The sequence below is a fragment of the Polynucleobacter sinensis genome, assembly GCF_001595985.1.
In the GTDB taxonomy this organism is placed as follows: domain Bacteria; phylum Pseudomonadota; class Gammaproteobacteria; order Burkholderiales; family Burkholderiaceae; genus Polynucleobacter; species Polynucleobacter sinensis.
On sequence record NZ_LOJJ01000003.1, the window covers coordinates 452,858 to 465,076 of the forward strand.

Sequence of the window (12,219 nt, forward strand, 5' to 3'; positions counted from 1 at the left end):
GAAACCGCCCTTACGAAAAGTAAAAAATGGATTTGCCTTGCGACAAACCCATTCTCATTTGACCCGCTATTTTCAGTGAATTAAGCTTGCGCCTTTTTCACCTCAAGACGCCAAGCATGTAATAAAGGCTCAGTGTAGCCATTTGGCTGCTCAAGGCCTTTAAAGATTAAATCACTAGCTGCTTTATAAGCGAATGAATCCTGATAGTTTGGCATCATTGGCTTGTAAAGAGGGTCGCCAGCATTTTGACCATCCACCACTTTAGCCATACGTTGCAATGTCTCATTTACCTGGGCTTCAGAAACAACACCATGCAATAGCCAGTTGGCAATATGCTGACTAGAAATGCGTAATGTTGCACGATCTTCCATCAGGCCTACGTTATGAATATCAGGCACTTTAGAGCAACCAACACCTTGATCAATCCAGCGAACTACATAACCTAAAATACCCTGGCAATTATTGTCCAACTCTTGCTGAATTTCTTCTTTAGACCAATTGGCTTTTTCAACCACCGGAATGGTTAGTAAGTCATTCATTAAGGCCTCGGCTTCTGCGGCAGTATCGAGCTTTTCCATTTCTTTTTGGAGCTCAGCCACATTCACTTGATGGTAATGCAAGGCGTGCAAAGTTGCCGCGGTAGGAGATGGAACCCAAGCGGTATTTGCGCCAGCCTTTGGGTGAACAATCTTTTGCTCAACCATTGCCTTCATCAAGTCAGGCATGGCCCACATTCCCTTGCCGATCTGCGCGCGACCACGCAAACCGCAATCCAAACCAGCCAGAACATTACGACGCTCATACGCTGATAACCATTTGCTGGTTTTCATATCGCCCTTGCGCATCATTGGACCCGCATGCATAGCTGTGTGCATCTCATCACCAGTACGATCAAGGAAACCTGTGTTAATAAATGCAACACGTGCACCCGCAGCTGCAATTGCTGCCTTAATGTTTGCACTCATGCGACGCTCTTCATCCATGATGCCCAGTTTCACTGTATCAGCAGGCAGGCCAAGCAATTTTTCAACGCGACCAAAAAGCTCCCCGGCAAAAGCGACTTCTTCTGGGCTATGCATTTTTGGTTTAACAATGTAAACAGATCCTTTGCGGGTATTGCCAATTGCTTGAGTTGCTGGACGTTTGATGTCATATAAAGCAATCAGAACGGTCACAACGGCATCTAAAATACCTTCGTAGATTTCCTTACCTTCGCCAGTAATGATGGCTGGGTTAGTCATTAAGTGACCAACATTGCGCAGGAATAACAAAGAACGACCATGCAAAGTCACTAAGCCGTCTTTAGCATCAGTTGCGCCGATGCCAGCTTTGTACTGACGATCAGGATTTAGTGTACGGGTAAAGGTTTTACCGCCCTTACTCACCTCTTCAACCAAAGTACCTTTAAGAATGCCCAACCAGTTTTCATAAGCCAATACTTTGTCATCAGCATCTACAGCAGCGATGGAATCTTCTAGATCTAAGATGGTAGAAAGAGCCGCCTCCAAAATGACATCATTAACACCGGCAGGATCGCTTGAGCCAATGGTTTTGCCCTTATCAATCTCAATATCAATATGCACACCATTGTTACGCAGCAAAATAGACGAAGGGGCAGATGCATCGCCTTGGTAACCAATAAATTGCTTTTCATCAGCAAGGCCAGTTTTACTGCCATCCTTAAGCGTGACAACTAGCTTATTACCCTCGACGGTATAAGCAGCGGAATCACGATGCGAACCTTTTGCAAGTGGTGCGGACTGATCTAAAAAATTTCGAGCAAAGGCAACAACCTTTGCGCCACGAATTGGGTTGTAGCTAGCAGTTTTTGCTGCGCCATCCTCTTCCGAAATAACGTCGGTTCCATAAAGAGCGTCGTATAAGGAGCCCCAGCGAGCATTAGCCGCGTTGAGTGCATAACGGGCATTTAGAACAGGGACAACCAATTGTGGGCCCGCTTGCAGGGCTAATTCATCATCGACATTTTTAGTGCTTCCTAAAACCTTGCCAGGAACCTCATCAAGGTAACCGATTTCCTTGAGATACTTGCGATAAGCAGGCATATCTTTAATGGGACCCGGATTGGCTTGATGCCACTTATCTAGCTCAAGTTGCAAATGATCACGCTTAGCCAGCAAAGCCTCATTTTTTGGACTTAAATCTTTAACAATCTCATCAAAGCCTTTCCAAAAATCTGCACTTTTGATGCCTGTGCCTGGTAAAACTTTGTCTTCTATAAAACGATATAACGGTGTAGCCACTTGAAGGCTATTGCATTGTGTACGCGCAGTCATTTTTATACCCCGAAGGAAATATGAATAATTGAGTTAATAGTTCAAGAGTTAAATATCAAAATATGTCTTTGATTAACCCTTGAAAGGATGTTGTAGAAGAATCGTTTCATCGCGTTCTGGTCCTGTTGAGACCATAGCGATCGGCTTTCCTGCAACTTCTTCGATACGACGCAGGAACTTCTGAGCCTCTATTGGGAGTTTGTCCCATTCACGAATACCAAAGGTCGTCCCCTGCCAACCAGGGAAGTCCTCATAAATCGGCTGGCAACGGGCAACCGCTTCAGCACCGCGCGGTAACACATCCAGCTTTTTGCCATCGAGCTCGTAACCAACGCACAGGCGAATGGTTTCTAAGCCGTCTAAGACATCAAGCTTGGTGATGCATAGTCCAGATAAGCCGTTAATTTGAATGGAGCGCTTCAAAGCGGCAGCATCTAACCAGCCAGTACGACGCGGGCGTCCTGTTACCGAACCAAATTCCTTACCCACTTCAGCCAAACGAATCCCTACTGGGTCTTGCTTGGCTGGATTATCAAAGTCATACAACTCGCTTGGGAATGGACCAGCACCAACACGCGTGCAATAAGCCTTGGTGATTCCCAATATATATTCCAATGAATCCGGACCAACCCCCGAACCTGCTGCAGCATTACCAGCTACACAATTACTCGAGGTAACGTAAGGATAGGTGCCGTGGTCAATATCGAGCAATGTGCCTTGTGCACCTTCGAATAGTAAATTCTGGCCAGCTTGTTCGGCAGCGTACAGAGCGCTAGAAACATCCACCACCATAGGCTCAATGCGCTTAGCATAGGACATTGCTTCATCTAATGTTTTTTGAAAATCTACCGGCTCTGCCCCATAGTAATTGGTGAGCATAAAGTTGTGATATTCCAAGTTCTCACGCAACTGAGCAGCAAACTTTTCTGGGTAGAACAAATCCTGAACACGCAAAGCACGTCGTGCGACCTTATCCTCATATGCTGGCCCAATACCGCGACCAGTTGTACCAATCTTGGCATTGCCGCGTTTTTTCTCACGAGCATGATCAATAGCTACGTGGTATGGCAATATCAAAGTAGTAGCTTCAGAAATTTTCAGACGAGATTGAACATCTAATCCAGCAGCTTCTAACTCGCCAATCTCTTTGAAGAGGGCTTCGGGAGAAAGTACAACGCCATTACCAATGTAGCAAATGACGTTCTTGTGCATGATTCCAGAGGGAATTAAACGTAGAATTGTTTTCTTATCACCAATAATTAATGTATGGCCAGCATTATGTCCACCCTGAAAACGCACTACCGCTTGAGCATGATCGGTTAACCAATCGACTACTTTGCCCTTGCCTTCGTCACCCCACTGGGTACCAATGACAACGACGTTACGACCATGAGCTTGTTGCTTTGAAGACATAATGAAATCCAAAAGGTAATTACAGAATTCGTTTGTTAATAAATAAAGTTTTAATTTGCTTTTTACTAATATTGCTTATTTCTTTTTTACTTCCCATGAGTCACCTTGCTTTACTAACTCGCGATCACAAAGATATTCAGCAGTTTCTACAGCCTCACCTGCTGGGATCTGAATGACAACATCGCCAGCGTGGCGCAAACTGGCAATCCTCGCAGCCAGCGAAGCATCCTCAATCCAAGGTGCAACAATCGCAGGCTTACGCTGAGTCAAAGGCGACAGATTAGCCAAGGTTAGTAAGTCCAATGAAAAACCCGTTGCGGGACGTGAACGTCCAAAGGCCTGGCCAACATGGTCATAGCGACCGCCACGAGCAATGGGTTGAGGCAACTTATCTACATAGGCAGCAAACATGACTCCGCTGTGATATTGATAGCCACGCAAATCAGACAAATCAATGCTGAGCTCAACATCTTGGGAGAGTGTTGCGATAGCGGCGGATAATTTTTCCAATTGAGCCAAGGCCTCATTGATCTGCGCGTGCGAAGGCAAGATCTTTTTTGCGCTAACTAATACTTCAGCACAGGGGCCATTTAATTCAGTTAAGGCCATCAATGCATCGGCAGATTTAGCGGGCAAGCATTTAGACCAGTGAGCCAAACGAGGACGATCCTTGCTTTGTAATAAGGAATAGATAACAGCAACATCTTCTTTGCCAATATTTTGACCAGCCAAAATCCCCTCAAGCACACCTGCGTGCGAGAGATCCAAATACACTTTATTCAAACCGGCAATACCCAAAGTCTGCAGCAAGAGAGAAATTGCTTCAAAATCAGCCTCCCAGCTTGCACATCCATAGATTTCAGCGCCAAGCTGAAGCTCTTCACGAGCAGAGCTGCCCACAGGAGTACGTGCATGCGCAATCGATCCCGCATAACAAAGACGCGTCACCCCTTCACGATTCAGTAAATGCGCATCAATTCTAGCAACTTGCGGCGTCATATCTGCGCGTAAACCTAAGGTGCGCCCAGAAAGCTGATCAACCAGTTTGAAAGTTTGTAAGTTCAGATCAGAACCAGTGCCGGTCAATAAGGAATCTAAGAACTCTAATATTGGAGGGGCAACTAACTCATAACCGTAGGATTGGTATAAATCCAAAATGGCACGACGCAAAGTTTCTACCTTGCGGGCCTCTGCCGGCAAAACGTCAGCGATATCTTCAGGAAGTAACCAGCGATTCATGATCTGAAATATTCACTTTCAATTATTTTTTGTGTAAGAACTTAAAGAATTCACCATTGGGCTCAACCACCATGATGTCCTTCTTATCCTTAAATGAGCTACGGTAGGCCTCAAGACTTTGGTAGAACTGCGCGAACTGAGGGTCGCGTCCAAAAGCCTCCGCATATAAAGCAGTTGCCCTTGCATCTCCAGCGCCTTTAATCTTTTGCGCATCACGATACGCTTCAGCCAAAATAGTGTCGCGCTGACGCTCGGCATTTGCACGTATCTTGTCAGACTCAGCGGCACCGGTGGAACGTAATTCATTAGCCACGCGTTTACGCTCAGCTTCCATGCGGCGATAAACAGAGTCACTAATCTCCGCAAGCAAATCAACGCGCTTTAAGCGAACGTCTACGATTTCAACCCCGATATCTGCGGCGTCATCGGCAACTTTCTTACGTATTCCCTGCATCACCTGCTCACGCTGATCAGAGATCAACTCACGAACGGTGCGCTTAGTGAACTCTTCATTTAATGCCGATCGAACCAATTGGGTTAAACGGTCTTGCGCCAAACGCTCATCACCTTTGAAGCTAATAAAGAATTTGCGCGGATCTACAATTCTCCACTTCACATAAGAATCCACCAGGAGATTCTTTTTCTCAGCAGTAATAAAGCGTTCAGCCTCAGGGTTATCAATCGTCAAGATTCGACGATCAAAGAAACGCACGCTTTCAAATGGTGCGGGGTATTTGATTTGCAAACCCGGCTGCTCAATCACGCGAACAATTTGTCCAAATGAGAACACCACAGCGAAGTTACGCTGATCAACAATAAAAATACTGGAAGCCAATACGTAAGTTAAAGCGATTAAACCCGCAATACCAGCAAGAAGACGATTTGCATTCATTATCTTGCCTCCCGATCGCGGCTTCGTAGGCCATCCCGTTTATCTGTAGCACCCACTGCTGAGTTAGCGGCTGATGGAGTTGTCGTTGGTGCCGCCGCATTACCGGTAGCACCACCGACAGTAACTGATCCCGTAGGGGTATTTGCTGGGGCTTGGCCAGTAGCAACCTGAGCGCTCTCAGCACTGACTTGCGCGACGATCTTATCTAAGGGTAAATACAAAAGGCTATTACTCTTATTGGTATCAACCAAGATCTTCGTTACATTGTTGTACATCTCACGCATGCTATCGATGTACATACGGTCACGAGTAACACCTGGTGCTTTTGCATACTCAGCCTGCACTTGTTTAAAGCGCGCAGCATCTCCTTCTGCAGTTGCCACAACGCGAGCTTTGTAACCTTCCGCTTCTTGAATCAAGCGAGCGGCAGTTCCCTTTGCGCGCGGAATAATGTCATTGGCGTAAGCCTGACCTTCACTCTTTAAGCGCTCCTGGTCTTGACCAGCTTTTACGGCATCATCAAATGCAGCCTGCACTTGCTCTGGTGGCTGGACATTCTGCACAGTCACGCTAGTGACATAGATACCCGTTTTATAGCTATCTAAAATTTTCTGAATCGAGTTCGCTAGATCAACGCCAATCTTCTCGCGCCCCTCATAGAGAACTGTATCCATCTTGCTACGAGCGACGATTTCACGAACAGCTGTTTCTGCCGCCTGCACCACTGCTGCGTCTGGATCACGATTGTTAAACAAATAATCCGTTGGATCTTTAAGGCGGTATTGAACTGCAAAGCGCACATCGATGATATTTTCATCTTCGGTGAGCATGGATGAATCCTTTTGATTCGTTGCCTTAATCAACACTGGGCGACCTACCTCAACCGAACGAACCCCAGATAGATTAACCGTCTCTTGAGACTGAATTGGCCAAGGCATACGCCAATTGATACCAGGCTTCGCCGTGTAATCGTATTTACCGAAGGTGGAAATCACCCCAGCCTGGCCTTCTTGAATAATGAAAAAGCCACTCAAAATCCAAACTACAAATACTCCACCCGCTGCAAGCAATATGGTTGCCTTTGAGCTAAAGGGGTTAGTGAAATTGAAGTTTGGCGTAGATGCGCCTCCACCTCCGCCGCCACCAGCACCCCTCTGTGAAGGTGTTGGAATGTCGGTGCTATTGGGTTTATTTGACGGTTTGCTCGATGAGGACTCAGGCTTTTTCTTGCCGCCAAAAATTCCACTAAGGCGATCATTAAAGTCGCGCCATAACTCGTCCAAATCTGGAGGACCATCCGGCTTAGCGGCGGGACTTTTGGGCGGGCTTTCTACCGGCTTATCAGAACTTGGGGCGGGATCCACTTTGGGCGCCTGCTCACCAGCCTGCCCATCATTGGCATCTTTAGATCCATTGCCAGGGCGTCCATTGTTCCATCCTGGGTCATTGACCGAAAACAGCTCAAGAAATTTACGCATCATTAGGTGAATATTTTCGGATTGGTAGCGGGTTAAATTCAGAAGATTCTGGTCGTTCGGGTAAAGGCGTTAAAAACTCTTCTGGAGTCATTAATACCTTGGCACGATTATGCTCGACCCTTATTCTATCAGTCATTTGCGAGCATTCTGCTAAGGCTGAGCGTAATAAATCGAGGCCTAGGCCAGTCCTAGCGGAGAGGAAAATCTGGCTGGGGATACCATTAGCATCCCGCTCCAAAACCGCCCCTCTGGCAAAGGTTTGAGGCATCTGGTCAATCTTATTCATTACCTCGATCCGGGGGATGTCATCAGCCCCTATTTCCCGCAAAACAGCCTCAACTTCGGCTTTTTGCTCCTTAGCTACCGGGCTACAGGCGTCGATCACATGCAAAATCAGGTCGGCATGGATGGTTTCATCCAGAGTCGCCCTAAATGCCTCTACCAGCTGATGGGGGAGCTCCCGGATAAAACCCACGGTATCAGAGACCACGATGGAACCCACGCCGTCCAAATGGACTTTTCTGGAAGTGGTATCAAGGGTGGCAAATAACTGATCGGCAGCATAAGTCCCAGCTTTTGTAAGGGCATTAAAGAGGGTCGATTTTCCAGCATTGGTATATCCAACTAAGGACACTGAAAAGACGTCCTTACGGTTTCTAGCTCTTCTTTGGGTTCTTTGCTGACGCTGAAGCTTTTCGAGTTCGTTTTCTAGGCGCTTTGCCTTGGTTGCCAACATGCGTCGGTCAAGTTCCATCTGGGTCTCACCAGGTCCGCCACGCACACCAATACCACCCCGCTGTCGCTCAAGGTGACTCCATGCACGTACCAAACGAGACATACGATATCGCACTTGGGCTAATTCAACCTGCGTTTTACCAATATGACTTTGGGCTCTTTGGCTAAAAATATCCAAAATAAGACCCGTGCGATCCATGACATGAAAGCCAATATGGCGCTCAAGGTTGCGCTGCTGAGTGGGGGAAAGCGGATGATTGAAGATGGCTAACTCGGCACCATTCTCCTCCATCACCTTCTTAAGTTCATTTGCCTTGCCGGATCCAATGAATAAAGCGGGATCAGTTTTACCTTTACGGGCAATAACGCTGGCTGTGGGTATAGAGCCGGCACTATCAGCCAAAAGACTGAGTTCTGCCATGCTGTCCGCAAAATCTTCGCGTCCCGTATCAACACCAACCAGGACGGCGCGCGCCGCATCTACATCAGTTTTATACAGAGCCGACTTCTTCCGTACGGAATTCCACTGCACGAGCGGGAACAATGGTTGAGATAGCGTGCTTGTAAACCATCTGCGTTACGGTGTTACGCAACAGAACAACATATTGATCAAAGGACTCAATATTGCCCTGTAACTTGATACCGTTTACTAGATAGATAGAGACAGGAACGTGCTCTTTGCGCAAGGCATTAAGGAATGGATCCTGAAGTAATTGGATTTTGCTGTTATTCATACTGCTCCTTATTGGTTTTTATAAGCTGCTTATATTTTTTGGGAGTCTTGCTTTTTTAATCATGTAAAAACTATTAACACCTACAACACACTGCCGAATTACCCGCCACTTCACCGTCATCCTCTGTCATAAGGGGCTCAAATATGAAATATCAAGCCCTTTATCTCAAACATACCTAAAACTGTAACGCTGATTCCGTATTTTTACTTCTTTTTACCTTTTTTCCCTTTATCCGCATCAACATACGGGTTTTTAGCGGTATTCATCTGGATTCTTAAAGGGGTGCCACGCAACTTAAATACATCTCTAAAGCGCCCCTCAAGGTAGCGTTTATAGCTATCTGTAACCCCACTCAGAGATGTGCCATGAATGACCACAATTGGGGGGTTCATGCCGCCTTGGTGGGCATAACGCAGTTTTGGCCGCCCCATCCCCACTCTTTTGGGCTGCTGATGCTCAATTGCCTCTTGCAAAATACGGGTCAGTTTTGGTGTTGGCAGTTTCGCCATCGCAGCAGCATAGGCCGCATCTACATCCTTAAATAACTCTTTCAAGCCAGTGCCTTTTTTGGCGGAAATAGGATGCACATTGGCGAAATCTAAAAAGCGTAGTTTTTGAGCAATCTCTAAACGGGCACGTTCTTTAACGTAAGAATCAATTCCATCCCACTTATTGACCGCAACAACTAGCGCACGCCCTGCCTCAACAATAAATCCAGCTATGTGCGCGTCTTGCTCGGAAATATCTTGTTGAGCATCCAGCATCAAAATCACAACATTACAATCCGCAATCGCTTGCAGAGTTTTAACTACAGAGAACTTCTCGATCGCCTCAAATACTTTACCGCGGCGACGCAAGCCTGCAGTATCTACCAAAATATAGGGCTTGCCATTGCGCTCGAAGGGTACCTCAATCGCATCACGAGTGGTGCCCGGCATGTCAAATGCAATAACCCGCTCTTCACCGATGAGCTTATTAATTAAAGTGGATTTACCTACGTTGGGACGACCCACTACCGCAATTTTCATTGGGCGATTTGGATCGTTTTCCTTATCTTCTGGCTCGGGCTCTGGAATACCCAATGAATCTAAAGCATCATCAATTAAGCCGCGCACTCCATCGCCATGGGCTGATGAAATAGGAAACGGTTCGCCCAGGCCAAGCTCATGAAAGTCTGCAGTGACGACACCGGCTTGCATGCCTTCAGTCTTGTTCACAGCCAAGATCACTGGTCTACCAGTCTTACGCAAGAAATCTGCAATCACACGATCTTGCGGCGCCATTCCTAGACGTCCATCTACCAAGAAAATAATGATGTCAGACTCAGCAACCGCTTGCTTGGTTTGCTTAGCCATTTCAGCAACAATGCCAGTCTTTGCAACAGGCTCAAAGCCGCCGGTGTCTACGCAAATAAATGCGCGCTCACCAATCCGACCTTTACCATAGTGACGATCTCGCGTTAAACCAGAGAAGTCGGCAACCAAAGCATCGCGTGATCGTGTTAAACGATTAAAGAGTGTCGATTTACCAACATTAGGACGACCGACGATAGTGATTACTGGATTCATTTTGGACTGTACGCCGCTAGTTTTCCACCTTGAGATTGAATCAAGATGAGGCCGTTCACCGCAATCGGTGCGGCTGTAATTGGACTACTGTCATGACGAATCCGTGCAAGCATTTCGCCACTCGCTTGTGAGAGCGCATGCACATAACCCTGCGCATCACCCATCAGCAATACTTTGCCTATTGCCATAGGCTCACCCAAATCTCTAAAGGTTAATTGCGTATTTTCCCAAAACAAAGAACCGTCCTTTACTGCAAACGCACTAACGTGTGAACGCTCATTCGATGAGAAAACGAGATCAGGACTTTGGGCTGTACCGGTATAGCTTGAGAAATCCTTAAACCATAGTAAGTTTCCTGTTCGCGCTTGGGCACAACCAATGCGCCCCTGATAGGACACGGCACAGATAGTCTCACCCTCCATGCTCGGTTTAGCGGTCACATCATTTAAGCGCTCGATTTCAGAAAAACCCTTAGGAAAGGATACGGGGGTCTCCCATATAAGGCCGCCATTAGCCATCGCTATCATGCCAAATCGACCGCCAGAAAATCCCGTGACAATGACTTCATTACCAATTGCTAACATCCCATAACCAACGCGCAAAGATAAAGCGGATTGTTGACGCTGATAAGTCCAGCGACGAGCACCCGTCTGAGCATCCAGACCAACAAAGCGATTATCTAGAGTGCGAATAATTACAACTCCAGCAGCAACCACTGGCTCGGATAACACTTCGCTACCAATGCTGACATTCCAGATTGCCTTGCCAGTATCGTCATAAGCATAAACAGTACCTTTTGTTGTCACAGCTGCAGTAGTGCGACCATCAGATCCCGGTCCAATTGAAAGACGATCGGGCACAGATACTTCCCACAATTTATTGCCCGTCATTAAATCAATTTTGACAAGCTTGCCACTGAGTGAGGCGGCATAAACGGCATCACCCGCAACTGCCAGATGAAAATTAAACGGCTCAGAAGAGCCGACATTAGTCGACCACACTGGTGAGAGCTCAAATTGATTGCTAACAGGAACCAATTCAGCGGGCTTGCGCACGCGCGAGTTACCAGAACACGCTACCAAAGTAGCGACAGCAGAGGTTAAAACCAAAGCGATTGTTACTAGCTTTACTACACGCTTGCATATCACCATCACTGAGCTACTCCCCCAACAGCATCCAATTTAACCTTTAAGAGACGGCGCGCCTCCTCCGGAAATTCTTTTGCATCATTCAATTGTTTCCAAGCAGCCTCGTAGCTCTTGCGTGCGTCTGCCATTTTCTGCTGCGCCAAATACCAATCGCCACGTCGCTCCATCCAAAGCGCCTCAAATCCTGGGATAGCCTTCTCATTCAAAATACTATCAGCCTCAGCAAAATCATTTGCCGTCCCCTGCTCGATCAACTGAGCGGCCAAGCGCAATTTAGCCAAGGCTAAATAGCCTTTATCAGAAGCATTCTTAGCGGCCCAACGTAAATATTCTGTTGCCTTTGCTGTATCACCAGCATCCGAAGCAATCCTGGCGGCTACCAAACTAGACATTGCCGCATAAGGCGTGCCGGAGAATTGCTTTTGCAAATCATCGGCTGCGCGCAAGGTTTGATCTTTGTCACCCTTACCAATTGCAGTTACCATCGTTTCATATAACTGGGAAGCCGCAGCAGCTTGGCTATTTCGCCACCATTGATAACCGCTATAAGCCGCGTATGCCAATAAAGCCGCAGTCACCACACTGGTGATGAGGTTGCGATATTTCTGCCAAAAGGCTTTGAGTTGATCTAATTGTTCTTGTTCTTCTAGGTCTAAAGGCATATCAATCCAAGCTAATAAATACAATAATCAATTACAAAGTTAATCGGAGTAAGCCC

10 protein-coding genes are annotated in these 12,219 nt (G+C 46.8%); all 10 read right to left on the reverse strand.

What is annotated here, in order from left to right; all coding sequences use genetic code 11:
- Positions 1-80 precede the first annotated feature (80 nt).
- The gene (locus tag AOB49_RS06025; protein ID WP_062308961.1) at positions 81-2,294 is read right to left on the reverse strand and encodes a malate synthase G; all 2,214 of its coding nucleotides are present in this window, start codon (positions 2,292-2,294) and stop codon (positions 81-83) included.
- Between the two features lie 72 nt (positions 2,295-2,366).
- The gene (locus tag AOB49_RS06030) at positions 2,367-3,707 is read right to left on the reverse strand and encodes an adenylosuccinate synthase (RefSeq protein ID WP_062308963.1); all 1,341 of its coding nucleotides are present in this window, start codon (positions 3,705-3,707) and stop codon (positions 2,367-2,369) included.
- Positions 3,708-3,782: 75 nt separating this feature from the next.
- A complete protein-coding gene (locus AOB49_RS06035; protein WP_062308965.1) occupies positions 3,783-4,946 on the reverse strand; it encodes an ATP phosphoribosyltransferase regulatory subunit in 1,164 nt (387 codons plus the stop codon).
- 22 nt (positions 4,947-4,968) lie between these two features.
- Positions 4,969-5,838: a protease modulator HflC gene (gene hflC / locus AOB49_RS06040; protein WP_062308966.1), complete on the reverse strand. Its 870-nt coding sequence runs from the start codon at positions 5,836-5,838 to the stop codon at positions 4,969-4,971.
- Entirely contained in the window at positions 5,838-7,319 is a 1,482-nt protein-coding gene (gene hflK, locus AOB49_RS06045) for an FtsH protease activity modulator HflK (protein WP_062308968.1), read from the reverse strand. Before hflK ends, hflC begins: the two co-directional genes overlap by 1 nt.
- Complete coding sequence (hflX, locus tag AOB49_RS06050) at positions 7,309-8,583, reverse strand: GTPase HflX (protein ID WP_245640625.1); 1,275 nt, start codon at positions 8,581-8,583, stop codon at positions 7,309-7,311. The genes hflK and hflX overlap by 11 nt, the downstream gene beginning before the upstream one ends.
- The gene (hfq, locus tag AOB49_RS06055; protein WP_062308972.1) at positions 8,543-8,785 is read right to left on the reverse strand and encodes an RNA chaperone Hfq; all 243 of its coding nucleotides are present in this window, start codon (positions 8,783-8,785) and stop codon (positions 8,543-8,545) included. The genes hflX and hfq overlap by 41 nt, the downstream gene beginning before the upstream one ends.
- A gap of 203 nt (positions 8,786-8,988) precedes the next feature.
- Positions 8,989-10,353, reverse strand: coding sequence for a ribosome biogenesis GTPase Der (der, locus tag AOB49_RS06060; protein WP_062308973.1), 1,365 nt, complete (start codon positions 10,351-10,353; stop codon positions 8,989-8,991).
- A complete protein-coding gene (gene bamB, locus AOB49_RS06065) occupies positions 10,350-11,504 on the reverse strand; it encodes an outer membrane protein assembly factor BamB (protein ID WP_062308975.1) in 1,155 nt (384 codons plus the stop codon). The genes der and bamB overlap by 4 nt, the downstream gene beginning before the upstream one ends.
- Complete coding sequence (locus tag AOB49_RS06070; protein WP_062309368.1) at positions 11,504-12,163, reverse strand: YfgM family protein; 660 nt, start codon at positions 12,161-12,163, stop codon at positions 11,504-11,506. The genes bamB and AOB49_RS06070 overlap by 1 nt, the downstream gene beginning before the upstream one ends.
- Between the last annotated feature and the right edge of the window lie 56 nt (positions 12,164-12,219).

Excerpts from the sequence above, each read along its gene's own strand:
- AOB49_RS06025 (WP_062308961.1), bottom strand. The coding sequence starts at position 2,294 with ATGACTGCGCGTACACAATGCAATAGCCTTCAAGTGGCTACACCGTTA.
- AOB49_RS06030 (WP_062308963.1), bottom strand. The coding sequence starts at position 3,707 with ATGTCTTCAAAGCAACAAGCTCATGGTCGTAACGTCGTTGTCATTGGT.
- AOB49_RS06035 (WP_062308965.1), bottom strand. The coding sequence starts at position 4,946 with ATGAATCGCTGGTTACTTCCTGAAGATATCGCTGACGTTTTGCCGGCA.
- hflC (WP_062308966.1), bottom strand. The coding sequence starts at position 5,838 with ATGAATGCAAATCGTCTTCTTGCTGGTATTGCGGGTTTAATCGCTTTA.
- hflK (WP_062308968.1), bottom strand. The coding sequence starts at position 7,319 with ATGATGCGTAAATTTCTTGAGCTGTTTTCGGTCAATGACCCAGGATGG.
- hfq (WP_062308972.1), bottom strand. The coding sequence starts at position 8,785 with ATGAATAACAGCAAAATCCAATTACTTCAGGATCCATTCCTTAATGCC.
- der (WP_062308973.1), bottom strand. The coding sequence starts at position 10,353 with ATGAATCCAGTAATCACTATCGTCGGTCGTCCTAATGTTGGTAAATCG.
- bamB (WP_062308975.1), bottom strand. The coding sequence starts at position 11,504 with ATGGTGATATGCAAGCGTGTAGTAAAGCTAGTAACAATCGCTTTGGTT.
- AOB49_RS06070 (WP_062309368.1), bottom strand. The coding sequence starts at position 12,163 with ATGCCTTTAGACCTAGAAGAACAAGAACAATTAGATCAACTCAAAGCC.